Origin of the sequence: Lentzea tibetensis, assembly GCF_007845675.1 — a bacterium.
In the GTDB taxonomy this organism is placed as follows: domain Bacteria; phylum Actinomycetota; class Actinomycetes; order Mycobacteriales; family Pseudonocardiaceae; genus Lentzea; species Lentzea tibetensis.
In genome coordinates this window covers 334248-349390 of record NZ_VOBR01000003.1, presented here as the reverse complement: position 1 = coordinate 349390, position 15143 = coordinate 334248, and the positions used below count along the sequence as shown (strand labels likewise).

Annotated in this window: 17 protein-coding genes; 5 read left to right on the top strand and 12 right to left on the bottom strand. The window is 70.0% G+C overall.

Annotated elements, in window-relative coordinates:
- Window positions 1-17 precede the first annotated feature (17 nt).
- On the bottom strand, window positions 18-659 hold the full coding sequence (dhaL, locus tag FKR81_RS05825) for a dihydroxyacetone kinase subunit DhaL (RefSeq protein ID WP_146349881.1): 642 nt from the start codon (window positions 657-659) through the stop codon (window positions 18-20).
- A 1-nt stretch (window position 660) separates the two neighbouring features.
- Window positions 661-1662: a dihydroxyacetone kinase subunit DhaK gene (dhaK, locus tag FKR81_RS05820; protein WP_146349880.1), complete on the bottom strand. Its 1002-nt coding sequence runs from the start codon at window positions 1660-1662 to the stop codon at window positions 661-663.
- Window positions 1663-1803: 141 nt separating this feature from the next.
- On the opposite strand from dhaK, the gene FKR81_RS05815 reads away from it, so the two are divergent.
- Complete coding sequence (locus FKR81_RS05815) at window positions 1804-2805, top strand: ABC transporter substrate-binding protein (RefSeq protein ID WP_146349879.1); 1002 nt, start codon at window positions 1804-1806, stop codon at window positions 2803-2805.
- 190 nt (window positions 2806-2995) lie between these two features.
- Here the strand turns inward: FKR81_RS05815 and cpt are convergent, their stop codons facing one another.
- The 5 genes from cpt to FKR81_RS05790 all read right to left on the bottom strand — a co-directional run bounded on the left by cpt (window position 2996) and on the right by FKR81_RS05790 (window position 8500).
- Window positions 2996-3529 (bottom strand): chloramphenicol phosphotransferase CPT, encoded by a 534-nt coding sequence (cpt, locus tag FKR81_RS05810; protein ID WP_146349999.1) that lies wholly within the window; start codon window positions 3527-3529, stop codon window positions 2996-2998.
- Window positions 3530-3805: 276 nt separating this feature from the next.
- Window positions 3806-5317: an aldehyde dehydrogenase family protein gene (locus FKR81_RS05805; protein ID WP_146349878.1), complete on the bottom strand. Its 1512-nt coding sequence runs from the start codon at window positions 5315-5317 to the stop codon at window positions 3806-3808.
- A 65-nt stretch (window positions 5318-5382) separates the two neighbouring features.
- Complete coding sequence (locus FKR81_RS05800; RefSeq protein WP_146349877.1) at window positions 5383-6381, bottom strand: DUF3558 domain-containing protein; 999 nt, start codon at window positions 6379-6381, stop codon at window positions 5383-5385.
- A 185-nt stretch (window positions 6382-6566) separates the two neighbouring features.
- Entirely contained in the window at window positions 6567-6797 is a 231-nt protein-coding gene (locus FKR81_RS05795) for a hypothetical protein (protein WP_146349876.1), read from the bottom strand.
- A gap of 11 nt (window positions 6798-6808) precedes the next feature.
- Entirely contained in the window at window positions 6809-8500 is a 1692-nt protein-coding gene (locus tag FKR81_RS05790) for a sodium:solute symporter family protein (protein ID WP_146349875.1), read from the bottom strand.
- Window positions 8501-8671: 171 nt separating this feature from the next.
- Between FKR81_RS05790 and FKR81_RS05785 the strand changes: the two genes are divergently transcribed.
- Window positions 8672-9109, top strand: a complete 438-nt coding sequence (locus tag FKR81_RS05785; RefSeq protein WP_146349874.1) for a hypothetical protein — start codon at window positions 8672-8674, stop codon at window positions 9107-9109.
- Here the strand turns inward: FKR81_RS05785 and nucS are convergent.
- Window positions 9106-9765: an endonuclease NucS gene (gene nucS, locus FKR81_RS05780; RefSeq protein WP_146349873.1), complete on the bottom strand. Its 660-nt coding sequence runs from the start codon at window positions 9763-9765 to the stop codon at window positions 9106-9108. The genes FKR81_RS05785 and nucS overlap by 4 nt on opposite strands.
- Before the next feature lie 54 nt (window positions 9766-9819).
- Between nucS and FKR81_RS05775 the strand changes: the two genes are divergently transcribed.
- Window positions 9820-10356 carry an NUDIX domain-containing protein gene (locus tag FKR81_RS05775; protein ID WP_222598182.1) on the top strand — a complete coding sequence of 179 codons (537 nt, stop codon included), beginning with the start codon at window positions 9820-9822 and terminating at the stop codon, window positions 10354-10356.
- 3 nt (window positions 10357-10359) lie between these two features.
- Here the strand turns inward: FKR81_RS05775 and FKR81_RS05770 are convergent, their stop codons facing one another.
- Together FKR81_RS05770 and FKR81_RS05765 are read right to left on the bottom strand one after the other, a co-directional pair.
- Entirely contained in the window at window positions 10360-11340 is a 981-nt protein-coding gene (locus FKR81_RS05770; RefSeq protein ID WP_146349872.1) for a squalene cyclase, read from the bottom strand.
- Between the two features lie 28 nt (window positions 11341-11368).
- A complete protein-coding gene (locus FKR81_RS05765) occupies window positions 11369-12307 on the bottom strand; it encodes a GlxA family transcriptional regulator (RefSeq protein WP_146349871.1) in 939 nt (312 codons plus the stop codon).
- 108 nt (window positions 12308-12415) lie between these two features.
- On the opposite strand from FKR81_RS05765, the gene FKR81_RS05760 reads away from it, so the two are divergent.
- Together FKR81_RS05760 and FKR81_RS05755 are read left to right on the top strand one after the other, a co-directional pair.
- The gene (locus FKR81_RS05760; RefSeq protein WP_146349870.1) at window positions 12416-13006 is read left to right on the top strand and encodes a DJ-1/PfpI family protein; all 591 of its coding nucleotides are present in this window, start codon (window positions 12416-12418) and stop codon (window positions 13004-13006) included.
- Window positions 13003-13401 carry a hypothetical protein gene (locus FKR81_RS05755; protein WP_146349869.1) on the top strand — a complete coding sequence of 133 codons (399 nt, stop codon included), beginning with the start codon at window positions 13003-13005 and terminating at the stop codon, window positions 13399-13401. Before FKR81_RS05760 ends, FKR81_RS05755 begins: the two co-directional genes overlap by 4 nt.
- Here the strand turns inward: FKR81_RS05755 and FKR81_RS05750 are convergent.
- The gene (locus tag FKR81_RS05750) at window positions 13398-14156 is read right to left on the bottom strand and encodes an enoyl-CoA hydratase-related protein (protein ID WP_146349868.1); all 759 of its coding nucleotides are present in this window, start codon (window positions 14154-14156) and stop codon (window positions 13398-13400) included. The two genes, FKR81_RS05755 and FKR81_RS05750, sit on opposite strands and share 4 nt — an antisense overlap.
- Window positions 14149-15099, bottom strand: a complete 951-nt coding sequence (locus FKR81_RS05745; RefSeq protein ID WP_146349867.1) for a GlxA family transcriptional regulator — start codon at window positions 15097-15099, stop codon at window positions 14149-14151. Before FKR81_RS05745 ends, FKR81_RS05750 begins: the two co-directional genes overlap by 8 nt.
- Window positions 15100-15143 lie beyond the last annotated feature (44 nt).

Genomic DNA, 15143 nt, shown 5'->3' with positions numbered 1-15143 from the left:
GGGCTCGTCGACCGGCCTCACCGCTGGGCCCGCTCGTCGGACTGGGCCGCGTCGGCGAACGCCCGCAGCAGCAACGCGGTCGAGCGCGCACCGGGGTCGAGGTGGTCGGCGCTGCGCTCGCCGAGGTAGGACGCGCGTCCCTTGCGCGCGACGAGCGGCACCGTCGACTCGGCACCGGCGTCGGCCGCGTCCGCGGCGGCCACGAGCACGGCGACCATGTCGTCGCCCGCCGCTTCCGCGGCCGCCACCGCCGGCGTCAGCGCGTCGACCATCGTCTTGTCGCCGACCTCGGCCTTGCCGCGCGCCACCACGCCGTCGAGCGCGCCGCGCAGCGCCTTGGCGACCGCGGGGCCGTCCAGCGCCGTCGCGTCGCCGACCGCGCTGGCCGCGCGCAGGAAAGCCGTGCCGTACAAGGGACCTGCCGCGCCGCCGACGGTCGAGATCAGCGTGGTCGCGACGAGCTTGAGCGCGCTGCCCGGTGTCGCGGGCGGCTCACTGTCCAACCTGGACAGCAGTGCGGTGAACCCGCGGCGCATGTTCTCGCCGTGATCGCCGTCGCCGATCTCCCGGTCCAGCCGGACCAGCTCGTCGCGGTGGGCGATGACGACCGCGACCGCGGCTCGCAGCGCCGAGACGACGCCTTCAGCAGTGCACGTCACCTCAGACTCCCCAGCGCAGCGCGGCCGTGTTCACGGGTGCGTCCCACAGCTCGACCAGTTCGTCGTCGAGCTTGAGCAACGTGAGGCTCATGCCCTGCATCTCCAGACTCGTGACGTAGGGCCCGACCAGCCGTCGTTCCACCGTGATACCCCGATCCGCGAGCAGGTTCTCCGCGATTCCGTGCGCCAAGTACATCTCGATCAGCGGCGATCCGCCCATCGAGTTCGTGAACAGCAGCACCCGGTCGCCGCTCTCGAACGGCAGGTCCTCGACGATCGGGTCGAGCAGCTGCCGGACCATCTCGTCGGCGGTGCCCGCCTTCACCCGGTGCCGCCCAGGCTCGCCGTGGATGCCGATGCCGATCTCCATCTCGTCGTCGGCGAGCGTGAAGCTGGGTTCGCCCGCGTGCGGAACGGTGCACGCCGTCAGCGCGAGGCCCATCGACCGCACCTGGCCGATCACCTTGCGCGCCAACGCCTCGCAGCCGTCGAGGTCGATCCCTCGCTCGGCCGCCGCGCCGACGATCTTCTCCAGCAACACGGTGCCGCCGACCCCGCGGCGACCAGCCGTGTACAGCGAGTCCTTGACCGCCACGTCGTCGTCGATGACGACGCTGCGCACCTCGACGCCCTCGGCGGCGGCGAGCTCGGCGCCGGTCTCGAAGTTGAGCACGTCGCCGGTGTAGTTCTTGACGATCAGCAGCGCACCCCCGCCGCCGTCGGTCTTCGCCACCGCGGACGCGATCTGGTCCGGCGTCGGCGACGTGAACACCGCGCCGGGGCACGCGGCGTCGAGCATGCCACGCCCGACGAACCCGCCGTGCATGGGCTCGTGCCCGGAGCCGCCACCGGAGATCACCGCGACCTTGCGCGCGACCGGGGCGTCCGCACGGACCACCACCGGCGGGTCGGTGTGGACGGTCAGCAGGTCGGCGTGCGCCGCCTGCATGCCCCGCAAGGCATCGAGCACCACGGTCTCCGGATCGTTGATGATCTTCTTCATCATGTCCTCCGATCGACGCTGATCGCGTGTTCCTTACTACTCCTGCGGTCTGGCATGCGGAACCGGCGAAAGGCCTCAGCTACAGTTAGGCCGCCCTAATAAGTCCAGGTAGATCACCTTGAGTTGTGGAGGACGCACGTCGTGTCGAAGAGAGCAACGGCGCTCGCGGTGCTGACCGCGTTCGCGCTGACCGCCTGCACCCAGAGCGCACCGGCGGACAAACCAGCTGTGGCGCAGGGCGGTTCGGACTTCGGCAAGGCGGGCGAGCTGAGCGAAGGCTTCGGCACGAACGCCAAGCCCGGTGAGTTCCCGCGCACGATCAAGCACGCGCTGGGCGAGACGAAGCTCGAGAAGAAGCCCGAGCGGGTGATCGTCCTCGACACCGGTGAGCTGGACAACGTGGTGGCGCTGGGCGTGAAGCCGGTCGGCATCGCGTACACCGACGGTTCGCCGACGATGCCCGCGTACGTCGGTGACAAGGCCGGTCAGCCGGAGAACGTCGGCAGCATCAACAGCCTCAACCTCGAGACGATCACCAAGCTGAAGCCGGACCTGATCCTGGGTTCGAAGCTGCGCGCCGAGGCCCAGTACCCGAAGCTGTCGGCGATCGCGCCGACAGTGTTCTCCGTGCGTCCGGGTTACACCTGGAAGGAGAACTTCCTGCTGAACGCCGCCGCGCTCGACCAGCAGGCCGACGCGGCGAAGATGCTCGACGAGTACACGAAGCGCGCCGAGTCCGTGGGCAACGCCATCGAGAAGAAGACGGGCACCCGCCCGACCGTCACGATGCTGCGCTTCATGCCGGACAAGATCCGCCTGTACGCGAGGAAGTCGTTCGTCGGCACGATCCTGATCGACGCGAAGATCCCGCAGCCGCAGGCGTCCCAGGTGGACGACCTCGCGGTCCAGGTCAGCGCCGAGGAGATCGGCAAGGCCTCCGCCGACTTCGTGCTGTACGGCACCTACGGCGACGCGACCAAGACCGCGCAGAACAGCGTGCTCGCCGGCGAGTTGTGGGCGGGGCTCCCGCCGGTGAAGGCCGGGCACGCGAAGCCCGTGCTCGACGAGACCTGGTTCCTCGGGCTCGGCGTGCTGGCGGCGAACGAGGTGCTGACCGACCTGGAGAAGCAGCTCATCTCCTGAGCACGCTGCTCACGTCGACGCTCGAGTGCACCGCTTGAGTTCACCGCTTGAGTTCACCGCTTGACGGGCGTCCCCCTGCCGGGGGGACCCCCTGATTTCAACTCTGCCACGAGGCACCGACAGTTTCGGTGCCGCAGGAGGCGTGGACGGCCAATTCGCGCTGCGAACGGGCCGTTCACGCCACCGCCGTTCACGCCACGGCCGCTCCGACGCGCGCCGCGATCGTCCGCGCGCACTCGATCGCCTCGGTGCGGGTCGTGTCGACCTCGACGTCGTAGCGGACACCCCGATGCACCAGCTCGGCCTGCGCGACGGCCATCCCGCCCACCCGGTCACCGCGCGCCGTCTCCCGGCCCTCGGCCACCTCGGCGGCGCACCGGACACCCACCCACAGCACCGGCAGGTCGCCGAGCGCGTCCAGCCACCGCCGCTGCGACTCCGCACCACCGAGGAAGACCTCGTCGACGATCATCCGCGCCCCGGCGCGAACCATGGCGACGATGCCCGTGATCCACGCGTCTTCGAGCGTCCGGAAGTCCTGGCCGATCGCCACCGCGCCATCCGCTGCGAACTCGATGCCGTCCGGCGAGCTCCGAAGGCGCGCGGGCATCGCCTCGATCAGCGTGTCGACGCCGACCGTCAGCCACGGGTCCGGCAGCACCGCCTGCAGGCAGCGCGCGATGCCCGACTTGCCCGAGCTGGAACCACCGTTGAGCACGATCATCTGCGTCACGAGCGCCACGGTAAGCAGGCGCCCGCGGCCACGCGAACCGAATTTCGCCCTTTGGCGCACTCGCACCCGCTGAACTGTCAGACCCCGCCGCTAGCCTGGAATTCGGGGGGTCTCAAGATCCCCCAAGGGGGCGCGAGGTCCCCACGCCAAGCGTATCGCGGAGCACCGACAGTTCTTGGCGCTCAGCAACTGACGCTCGGCACCTTGGCGCGAAGTTCTCGCCGCTGACAGGCCCTCGACGCTGGCAAGCCTCCCGGCGCTGACCGCTCAGCGGCCGTACAGCACGCGCACCAGCCGCAGCACGTGCTTCACGGTGCGCGAACTGCGGTCGTAGGTCATCGGGTTGAGCAGCGCGGAGAACCGCTTGCGCGTCAAGGACTGCGGCGTCGCGAACTCGCGCAGCCCGTCCTCCCCGTGGATCCGCCCGAACCCGGAGTCACCGACACCGCCGAACGGCAAAGCCGGTACCGCGGCGAACGCCAGCACGGCGTTGACCGACACCATGCCGCACCGCATCTGACGGGCCAGCTCGTCGCCGCGCGAGCGGGAGAACACGGCGCCACCGAGGCCGTAGCGGCCTGCGTTGGCGCGGCGCACACCCTCGACGGCGTCCGGTACGCGGTTGATCACCAGGGTGGGGCCGAAGGTCTCCTCGGTGACCGCCAGCGAGTCCTCCGGCACGTCGATCAGCACGACCGGCTCGACGAACGGCGGGCGGATCGACTCGGCGCCGCCGACGACGGCATTGCCGCCGCGCTCCAGCGCGTCCGCCACGTGCGAGCGGATCACGTCGACCTGCTTGGGCATCGTGATGGGGCCCAGGTCCGCACCCGGCTCGCCGCCCGGCTTCAGCTTCTTGACGCGCTTGGTCACCAGCGACACGAACTCGTCGAAGACGTCCTCGGCCACGTACACGCGCTCGACGCCCGCGCACGTCTGGCCCGCGTTGAACACGCCGCCCCACACGGCGGCGTCGGCCGCGGCGGACAGATCGGCGTCGGAGTCGACGATCAGCGCGTCCTTGCCGCCGCACTCGACCAGCACGGGGGTCAGCGTCTCGGCGCACGCGGCCATGACGCGCTTGCCGGTCGCGGTCGAGCCGGTGAACGCCAGCTTGTCGACGCCCGCGCGGCACAGCGCCGCACCGGTCTCGCCGAAGCCGGTCACCACCTGGAACACCGGGTGCTCCGGCACGACCTCGGCGAACGTCGACGCGAGGAACGTGCCGACGCCCGGTGTGTACTCGGAAGGCTTGAACACCACGGCATTGCCGGCGGCGAGCGCGTACGCGACGGAACCCATCGGCGTGAACGCCGGGTAGTTCCACGGCCCGATCACGCCGATCACGCCGAGCGGGCGGTACTCGATGGACGCCGCGTGGTTGTACATGAGCAAGCCCGGCGACACGCGCCTGCGACCCAGCACGCGGCCCGCCTGCCTGGCCGCCCAGTGCAGGTGGTCGATCACCAGCGCCAGCTCGGTGCGGGCGTCGTCGGCGGGCTTGCCGGTCTCGGCGCTGATCAGCGCGCCGAACTCGTCCAGCTTGCCCACCAGCACCTTGCGCCACGCGTCGAGGCGTGACTTGCGACCTTCGAAGCCGAGGCCCGCCCACCACTCCGCCGCCGGACGTGCCGACGCGACCGCGTCCTGCACCTCGGCCTCGGTGTGCACGGGGTGCTGCGCCACGACCTCACCCGTCCGCGGGTCGGTGGAGGCGAACAGCCGCCCAGCATCCGACGTGCCAGTGGACAACGTGGCATCGGGAGCGGTCTGCGTCATCGGCCCTCCAGGTACTCGCGAGTAACCTGACAGTAACGCCTCGCGGCGCCGGGCGTCAGCCCCCGTCAGGCCTTGGGCAGCTTGGGCAGAACGGCCTTCGCGAACGCCTGGGCCTTCGCACACCGGTCGAACTGCGCGTCCTTCGAACCCGAGGCCTCCATCACGGCGAGCTCGGCGTTGTTGTTGCCGTCCTTGGTGAGCGGCACCATGACGGAGCACGTGGGGTACACGCCCTCGTTGAGCACCTGGTAGCCCTTGACGCCCGAACCGAGGTCGACCTCGGTCTGCTTGTCGTCGAACTTGTTGCCGTCAGGGACGTACTGCAGCCGGAAGTCGAGCGTGATGTTGATGGTGCGCGAGTTCCAGCCGCAGGTGTGCATGCCGTACGACAGCTCCTTGCCACCGTCGCCGGCCGCTTCCTTGATCGCGGCGGCGTCCGGCACCTTGCACGGGTCGAGCTCGATCGGCGAGCCCTTCTTCACGCTGTACTTCGCCGGGTCCTTCTTGAGCTTCTTGATCAGCGACTCGAGCAGCTTGCGGCCGGGCTCGCACGGCTCGCCCGTCTTGTAGCCGACCTGCATGCGCACGCCGACGGGAGGGTCCTCCTGCGTGAGCGCCGAGATGAAGCAGGCGTCCGAATCCAGCTTCTGCTCGTAGCTCTTCAGCCCGGCGAGCTGCTTGTTCGCCTTGCTCGCCTCGAACGACATCGTGTAGCCGACCTCGATGCTGAAGTTGAGGTCCTTGCCGCTGGTGTCCTTCATGTAGTTGGAGCACCGCGTGTAGCTGCCGCTGCTGTACCGGGTGTCGGGCTTGCCGAACGGCTCCAGCAGGTCCTTGCTCATCAGCTTGCACGGGTCGACCAGCCGCATCTTCTCGACCGCGAACGCGGGGTCGGCGGGCTTGCCGCTCGTCCCGGACGTGCCCGTCGGGTCGGCCGCGTTCTGCGCGTTCGCCGGGATGGTGCGGCGGACGGAAACCTTCCTGTCCAGACCAGGTCCTGAGGCGCAGCCCACGAGGGTCAGCAGGGCGGCGGCGACCGCTAGAGCGGCACGGATGCGGGGCACGACGTGCACGGTAGCGACCTTTCCCCCGACCCGTGGCCGGAACCCCGTGTTCGACGTCACCCAGCGCTTCGGGAACGATTCAGAACATCAACTCGATGTACCTGATGAGACCAGAGAGGAGTCGAACATGCGCAAGCGAATCCGTCGCGCCGTCAGATGGCTCGACGCCTGGACGATCGAAGCTTTCAATCCCGTTCACCCGCGTCGGTAGGCACGGCCAGCGGCCGCAGCAACGCCCACGCGGCGAACGCGACCGAGAGCACGACCATGCCCAGCCCCGCCCACAGGTTGATGTTGACGCCGGCCGCCTTGTCGACGTCCTCGGTCGAGGTGAACGCGAACCCGGTCACGGTGAGCACGACGCCGTAGACGCCGAACAGGAACGCGATGATCAACCGCAGGTCGAACAGCCTCATGACGGCCTCCCTCAGCCGAAGACGATGTACAGGACGGTCGTCAGCACGAGCACTCCGCCGCCGAGCAGCGCGGGCGAGCGGTACCAGCCAGCGTCCTCGCCGGTGGCGGAGTGCGTGCGGTCCTTCTTGGGCGTCAGGCTGTAGACCAGCCCGACCAGCTCGCTGTCCGGCTTGGGCGTGGTGACGAGGCTGACCGCGACGCTCACGACGACGTCGACGAGGAACGCGAGCCCGGCGCCGAGGAAGCTCGCGCCCTGGCCCGGCAGCTCCAGCCACTGGATGCCGAACGACGGCTCCGAGATCAGGTAGATGAACATCGCGGTGAACGTGCCCGCGAGCAGACCGATCCAGCCCGCGGTCGGTGTCATCCGCTTCCAGAACATGCCGACGATGAACGTCGCGAAGAGCGGCGCGTTGAAGAACGAGAACAGCGCCTGGATGTAGTCCATGATGTTGGACCCGCCGAGCGAGGCCGCGATGAACGCGGTGCCGATGGCGAGCACGCAGGCGCCGACCGTCGCGAGGCGGCCGATCCGCAGGTAGTACTCGTCGGGCCGGTCCTTCTTGACGTAGTCCTGCCACAGGTCGTAGGTGAAGACCGTGTTGAACGAGCTGACATTGGCCGCAACACCCGCCATGAACGACGCGAGCAGGCCGGTGATCGCGATGCCGAGGATGCCGTTGGGCAGCAGGTCGCGCATGAGCAGCGGCAGCACGTCGTTGTACTTCACGCCGGAGCTGGTGTCGCCCGCCTTCAGCGCGGCCAGCTCGGGGATGATCACCGCGGCGATGATGCCGGGGATGATGATGATCGCCGGGATCAGCGCCTTCGGGTACGAGCCGATGATCGGCGTGCGCCGCGCCGCGGACATCGACTTCGCCGACATCGCGCGCTGCACCTCGGCGAAGTTCGTCGTCCAGTAACCGAACGACAGCACGAAGCCCAGACCGAACACCAGTCCGATGACGCTGAGCGTCGCGTCGGTGATGCCGGTGAGCCCGGTCGCGGGCCACGCCGACAGCTGCTCCTGATCGGTCACCTTCGCGACGAGCCCCTGCCAGCCGCCGACCTTGATCAGGCCGACGATCGTCAGCGGCGCCAGCGCAGCGACGATCACGAAGAACTGCAGCACCTCGTTGTAGATCGCGGCACTCAGACCGCCGAGCGTGGTGTACGCGAGCACGACGACCGCGGCGATCACGATCGACAGCGGCAACGGCCAGCCGAGCAGCGCGTTGATGATCACCGCGAGCGCGAACAGGTTGATGCCCGCGATCAGCACCTGCGCGACCGCGAAGCTGATCGCGTTGACGAGGTGAGCGGGCTTTCCGAAGCGCCGCAACATGAACTCGGGGACGCTGCGCACCCCGGAGCCGTAGTAGAACGGCATCATCACCAGGCCGAGGAACACCATGGCCGGGATCGCGCCGATCCAGTAGTAGTGCACGGTCGCCATGCCGTACTGCGCGCCGTTCGCCGTCATGCCCATCAGCTCGAGCGCACCGAGGTTCGCCGAGATGAACGCGAGGCCCGTCACCCAGGCGGGCAGCGACCGGCCGGACAACAGGAAGTCGAGGCTGGAGGAGACCGACCTCCTGGCCATGACGCCGATGCCCAGCACCACGACGAAGTAGATCACCAGCAACGCGTAGTCAAGCGGTCCCGCGTCGAGCCGCAGATCCGCTTCGGCCAGCACCGACACCCAGCCCACCTCCCCGACCGAACAGACTTCAACATCAACGACCAGGAGGGGACATTACTCCAGGTGTGCCTGCTGATACCCCTTGCCGATGATCACAAAACCACGACCTGAGACGGGGCGCTCACCGGAATTGGGGTGCGGCGAGGTGAGCGGGCAGCCGAGACTTGCGAGATGACCGAACCCGAGCTCCCCGTGTGGATGAGAGCCGGCCTCCCGTGCCCCGTCTGCGGCGCCGATCCGGCAACCGTTCGGGACACCTATCCGCACCTGCACTGCCTCGGCTGCCAAGCGACCCCGGCACAGCGGCGCGGCGACGATTCGCCTTCACTCTGCGACAACTGCGCACCGTTCTGGCGGCAGTGGTCCTGTCCTGAATGCGACGCCGGGATGGGCGGCTTCGAGCCCGTCGAAGTCAGGATCTGCATGGCGTGTGAGGGCGAGGAGGACTTCGAGCGACTGCCTCGGTCCGTGCGCGACGACGTCAGAGCGGTGGCCGCCGCGAAGAGCTCGGTGATGGCGTTTCACCGGCTGCGCGAGCTGGTCGGCTCCGAGTACACCACCGGCCAGTGCATGCGCATGGCCTCCTGCGCGGGGCGGACGAGAAGCTAGAACAGGCGGAACTCGTCCGACTCGATGCCGCGCAACGCGTCGTAGTCCAGCACCACGCACCGGATCCCGCGGTCCTCGGCCAGCACGCGGGCCTGCGGCTTGATCTGCTGCGCCGCGAACACGCCCTGCACGGGTGCGAGCAACGGATCCCGGTTGAGCAACTCCAGGTACCGGGTGAGCTGCTCGACGCCGTCGATCTCGCCGCGCCGCTTGATCTCCACGGCGACGGACACGCCGCCCGCGTCGCGGCACATCAGGTCGACGGGGCCGATCGGGGTCGGGAACTCGCGCCGCACCAGCGTCCAGCCGTCGCCCAGCGTGGTGACGTGCTCGGCGAGCAGCTTCTGCAGGTCGGCTTCGACGCCGTCCTTCTGCAGGCCGGGCTCTGGGCCGAGCTCGTGCTTGGAGTCGTGCAGAACCTCTTCGAGGGTGATGATCAGCTTCTCCCCCGCCTTGTTCTGCACCGTCCAGATGTCCGGGTCCTCGATGAGCCAGCACGGCGGACTCATCCAGTTCAGCGGCTTGAACGCGCGGTCGTCGGAGTGGATCGACACCGAGCCGTCGGCCTTGATCAGCAGGAGTCGCTGAGCCATCGGCAGATGGGCGGTGAGACGTCCGACGTAGTCGACCTGGCAGCGAGCAATGACTAGACGCACCGCGACAGGCTACGGGGTGCGTCCACCGGAGCACCGGCAGGTACGGTCCGTGGCGTGGAAACGCTCGGCTCCCGCGAGGTGTACGCGAACCCGTGGATGACGGTCCGCGAGGACCCGATCCGCAGGGCCGACGGCACCACCGGCATCTACGGCGTGGTGGACAAACCCAACTACGCGCTGGTCATCCCGCTCGACCGCGAACGACTGCGGCTCGTCGAGCAGTACCGCTACCCGCTCGGCATGCGGCGGTGGGAGTTCCCGCAGGGCACCGCGCCGGACCGCGCGTCGGCCGATCCGCTGGAGCTCGCCAGGCGCGAGCTGCGGGAGGAGACCGGGCTGCGCGCCGGTTCGATGGTCGAGCTCGGCCTGCTGGACGTGGCGCCCGGCATGTCGTCGCAGCGCGGGTGGGTGTACCTGGCGACGGACCTGACCGAGGGCTTCCACGAGCGGGAGCACGAGGAGCAGGACATGCGCTCCGCGTGGTTCCCGCGCGCCGAGTTCGAGGCGATGATCTCGCGCGGGGAGATCACCGACGCGCAGTCGATCGCCGCGTACACGTTGCTGCTGCTGCACGAGCGCGGCCGGCCGTAGCCGTCAGGCCTGCTGGCCGTCCCACCAGTCGAGCACCCGCGTCCCGGACAGGGTCAGCCACTTCGACGGCTCGCCCTCCGGCACGTCGACCTCGAACCACACCCGCCCCTGGTGCCGGTGGCCCTGGCGCCAGCTGCCGTCCGGCTGCCTGGCGGCGCGGATGAGCTCGATCGCGTCAGCCATCCGCGGGTCCGGTGGCGCGCCGTCCAGCAGTGCGACCTGGCGGAAGTACTCGGCCGCGTTGAGCACGCTGCAGGACCAGCGGAACGGGTAGGCGAAGCGGTCTGCCCACGGCGCCACCTGTTCGCCCGTCGAGAGACGGCGGAAGAGGCCGCGCCGCAGGAGGTACTCCTCGCCGGAGCGCCGGGCGGCGCGCGTCGCGTCCGTGCCTCCGGTCACGACCTCGTGGGCGAGCAGTCCCTTGAGCGAGTTGAGTGTCGAGTGGAACGAGGACCGGGTCGAGCCATCGACCCACTGGCAGTTCCAGCCGCCGTCGGGCAGCCGGTGCTCGAGGAACCAGTCGACGTTGCCGGTGACGTCGACACCGAGCCACAGACCGTTCGCGACCGTCCACGAGTTGATGCAGCAGTCGACCTCGCCACCCCAGTACGGCAGGTCGCCGTACTCCCAGCGGCAGTTCTCGGCGAGCAGCTCGGCCGTGCGGCGCTCGCGCAGTACCGCGGGATCGAGGCCCCACTCCCGCAACGAGTTGAGCGACCACGTCGTCGCCGTCCACGGCTGCCCGGCGCCTTCCGCCGCCTCAGGACCGTGGAAGTCGAAGTCCGCGGGGAAGAACGCGCCGCCCGCCCACCGGCCGTCCGGATCCTGGAGCGCGAGCAGGCGCGCACCGAAGCCCTCGGTCGCGACACTCGCCCGCGTCGCCTCCCAGACCTCGGGCGGATCACCCACGAGGTCGCGCTCGACCTGCCAGCGCAGTGCCGGATCAGCGTCCAGGAGCCACGTGAGCAGGGCGCTGGTCGCCATGGCCGCGACTCTAGCCGGGCGATTTCGGCTACCGGAACGCCGAGCGGTAGGCGTGCGGGCTGGTGCCGACGACACGCTTGAAGCGGTCGCGGAACGCCGTCGGCGAGCCGAAACCGACCTGGCTCGCGATGCGGTCGACCGGGTGGGTGGTCGCTTCGAGCAGGTGCTGCGCACGCCGGATCCGCGCGCGGTGCAGCCACTGCAGCGGCGTGGTTCCGGTCTGCTCGCGGAAGCGGCGGTTGAGCGTGCGGGTCGACATGCCCGCGTGCGCGGCGATGTCCTCGAGCGAGAGGTCGTCGGCGGCGTTCGCCTCCATCCACGTCAGCACCGGTTCCAGCGCCGAACCCTGTGGCGTCGGCGGCAGCTCCGGCACGATGAACTGGGACTGGCCGCCTTCCCGTTCGAGCGGCATCACGGCGAACCGCGCGGCGTCGGCCGCGATCGCCGAGCCGTGGTCGCGGCGGATCAGGTGCAGGCACAGGTCGAGTCCGGCGGCCGCACCCGCCGAGGTGAGGAACTGGCCGTTGTCGACGTAGAGCACGTTCGGGTCGACTTCGATCTCCGGATGCCGCGCCGCGAGATCCCGTGCCGCGAGCCAGTGCGTGGTGGCGCGCAGGCCGTCGAGCAGGCCGGTCGCCGCGAGCACGAACGCTCCCGTGCAGATCGAGGCGATCCTGGTGCCGCGGGCGGCGGCGCGGCGAAGAGCGTCCGTCACCTCGGCGGGCACGGGAACAGCCGGATCCGCGCACCCCGGCAGGATGATCGTGTCCGCTGTGGACAGTGCTTCGAGCCCGTGGTGCGCGTGGATGGTGAACGTCTCCGTGCGCACGGCAGGCGCCGGCGCGCACACGAGCACCCGGTACGCGGCGCTGCCGTCGGGCTGCCGGACGCGCGAGAAGCCCTCGATGGGCGTGGACAGGTCGAACGGGATCACGCCGTCCAGCGCCAGTACCGCGACCGTGTGCATGCCGCCACGGTAGCTGGCGAGAATCCGTTGCAACATGGCAATCCAGCCAATTCTCCTCGCGCCCGGCGACTCCTAGCGTCGTGATCACCGACATCGAGGGAGGAACGGATGCTTGCTCAGGTGGTGTTGTTCGACGGGTTCGACCCGCTGGACGTGATCGCGCCGTACGAGGTGCTCGCCGCCGCTGGGATCGAGTCCGAGCTCGTCTCGGCCGAGGGTGTGCGGGAGGTGCCGAGCGGGCTGAACCTGTTGTCGCTGCGGGCGGTGGCCGCGCTCGACCCGCGGCGCGCCGACCTGGTGCTCGTGCCGGGCGTCGCGGGTTCCGTCGACGAGGTCCCGGCGATGCTCGCGCAGGTCGCGACCGGGCTGGCCCCGGTGTTGAAGGAGGCGCTCGAGCTGCCGGACACCACCGTCGCGACGGTGTGCGGCGGCTCGCTGGTGCTCGCCGTGGCCGGGTTGATCCCCGGTCGCCGGGCCACGTCGCACCACCTGGGCCTCGGTTTGCTGGCCGAGTCCGGCGTGGAGGCGATCGACGCGCGGGTCGTCGACGACGGCGACCTGGTGTCCGCGGCCGGCATCACGTCCGGCCTCGACCTGGCGCTGCACCTGGTGGAACGCGAGCTCGGAGCGCCGAAAGCGCACGAGGTGGAGCGGTTCTTCGCCCACGAGCGGCGCGGCGTCGTGTGGCGGGCGGCGTGACCAAGCTGCTGCTGTCGCTGCACGTGCTGGCCGCGATCGTGGCCATCGGGCCGGTGACGGTCGCGGCGAGCATGTTCCCCCGTGCCACCGAGAACCGGCCCGTGCTGCACCGGATCTGCCGCGTCTACGCGGCGGTCGGCATCGCGGTGCCGGTGTTCGGGTTCGCCACCGCGGGCGTGATGGGCGTGACCGGTGAGCCGTGGGTGATCGTGTCGATCGCGCTGACCGCGGTCGCGACGTTCGTGCTGGCGCTGCTGGTCCTCCCCGGCCAGGCCCGTGCGCTCGCCGGCGAGGCGACGAAGCGGCTGGCGATGCACACGGGCCTGTTCAACGTGCTGTGGGCGACCGTCACGGTGTTGATGATCATCCGGCCCGGCTCGACCACCGGGGCCTAGTCGGTCCAGACGGGCTTGCGCTTGTCCAGGAACGACGCCATCCACTCCTTGCCGGCCGTGGTCTGCGACGCCGACGCCATGACCTCGAGCGCGATCTCGTAGGCGTCGGCCTCCGGCCGGTCGAGCTGGGCGTAGACGGTGCGCTTGCCGAGCGCCTTCGACGCGCGGCTGCCGCGGGTCGCCCGCATCAGCAGGTCGTCCACCGCGGCGTCGAGGTCGTCCAGCGGCACGGCCCGGTTGATCAGCCCCCACTCGACGGCCGTGTGCGCGTCGACGACGTCGCCGGTCAGGACCATCTCCATCAGCCGCTTGCGGCCGACGTTGCGGGCGACCGGCACGGCGGGCGTGTGGCAGAACCAGCCGCCCTTGCCGCCGGGCAGCGCGAAACCGGCCGAGTCGGCCGCGATCGCGAGGTCGCACGACGCGACCAGCTGACAGCCCGCGGCCGTCGCCAGTGCGTGCACGCGGGCGATGACGACCTGCGGCACCTCCTGGATGGTGCGCATCAGGGTGGTGCAGAGCTCCAGCATCTCGCGCACACCGTGGAGGTCACGTCCGGCGACGTCGCCGAAGTCGTGGCCCGCCGAGAAGACCGGCCCCTCGGCGCCGAACACGATGCCGCTCGCGTCGGACTCGCCCGCCTCGCGGAACGCCGTCAGCAGCTCGCCGAGGTGCTCGGCGGACAGTGCGTTGCGCTTCGCCGCGCGGTTCATGGTGATCCGGACGGTGTCGCCGTCCCGCTGTACGTCAACCATGGTTGGAAGGTACGCGGAAAGTGCGCCGGTAGCCGTCGGGCGAGACCCCGAGCTCCGCGCGCAGACGGCGCCGCAGGTTCGCCGACGTGCCGAGGCCGGACCGTTCCGCGACGCGTTCGACCGGCAGGTCCGTGGTCTCGAGCAGGCGCTGCGCCAGGCGGACCCGTTGCGACTGGAGCCAGCGGCCCGGTGTGCTGCCGGTGGCGGCGAGGAACGTGCGGTGGAACGTCCGCTCGCTCAGCCCGGAGTGCTCGGCGAGGTCGTTGACGCCGATCGGCTCGGCCAGCCGCGCGACCGCCCAGTCCACTGTGGACGAAACGCCGGACTTCTTCCTGCTCGGCATCGGGGGTTCGACGTACTGCCGCTGCCCGCCTTCGCGCGCGGGCGACATGACCATTCTCCTGGCGATGGCGGCGGCGACCTCCGCGCCGTGCGCCTGCCGGACGAGGTGCAGGCACAGGTCCGCGCCGCCGAGCACGCCCGCCGACGTGAGCACCGGCCCGTCGTGCGTGAACAGCACGTCTCTACGCACCTTCGCTCTTGGCGCCACCTGCTGCAGGTCGTCGAGCAGCCGCCAGTGCGTCGTTGCTTCCCGGCCGTCGAGCAGGCCCGCCGCGGCGAGCGTGAACGTGCCCGAGCAGAGGCCGGCGACGGTGGCGGTCGTGCTGCGGAGCGCGCGGATCACCTGGGGCGACACCGCCGCGTGCGGTGTGCCGTTGCCGGGCACGATGACCAGGTCGCAGCCGGCGAGGCCCTGCAGTCCGTGCGTGGCCGGCATCAGGCCGATGGGCGTGAGCGGCTGGGTGACCTTCGCCGGCGAGCAGATCCGGAGCTCGAACCGGGGCACGCCCGAGTCCGAGCGGTCGATGCCCCACACCTCGCTCGCCACCGAGATGTCGAACACGCGACTGCCCGGCAGGACCAGGATCCCCACTGTGCGCATGGCAGGAAAGTACCGGATCGCGCAGCTCTTGCCACTGTTTGTGT

Coding starts and splice junctions, on each gene's coding strand:
- dhaK (WP_146349880.1), bottom strand. CDS start 1,662: ATGAAGAAGATCATCAACGATCCGGAGACCGTGGTGCTCGATGCCTTG.
- cpt (WP_146349999.1), bottom strand. CDS start 3,529: ATGATCGTGCTCAACGGTGGTTCCAGCTCGGGCAAGTCGGGCATCGCG.
- FKR81_RS05805 (WP_146349878.1), bottom strand. CDS start 5,317: ATGACGCAGACCGCTCCCGATGCCACGTTGTCCACTGGCACGTCGGAT.
- FKR81_RS05795 (WP_146349876.1), bottom strand. CDS start 6,797: ATGAGGCTGTTCGACCTGCGGTTGATCATCGCGTTCCTGTTCGGCGTC.
- FKR81_RS05785 (WP_146349874.1), top strand. CDS start 8,672: ATGACCGAACCCGAGCTCCCCGTGTGGATGAGAGCCGGCCTCCCGTGC.
- FKR81_RS05770 (WP_146349872.1), bottom strand. CDS start 11,340: ATGGCGACCAGCGCCCTGCTCACGTGGCTCCTGGACGCTGATCCGGCA.
- FKR81_RS05765 (WP_146349871.1), bottom strand. CDS start 12,307: ATGCACACGGTCGCGGTACTGGCGCTGGACGGCGTGATCCCGTTCGAC.
- FKR81_RS05760 (WP_146349870.1), top strand. CDS start 12,416: ATGCTTGCTCAGGTGGTGTTGTTCGACGGGTTCGACCCGCTGGACGTG.
- FKR81_RS05750 (WP_146349868.1), bottom strand. CDS start 14,156: ATGGTTGACGTACAGCGGGACGGCGACACCGTCCGGATCACCATGAAC.
- FKR81_RS05745 (WP_146349867.1), bottom strand. CDS start 15,099: ATGCGCACAGTGGGGATCCTGGTCCTGCCGGGCAGTCGCGTGTTCGAC.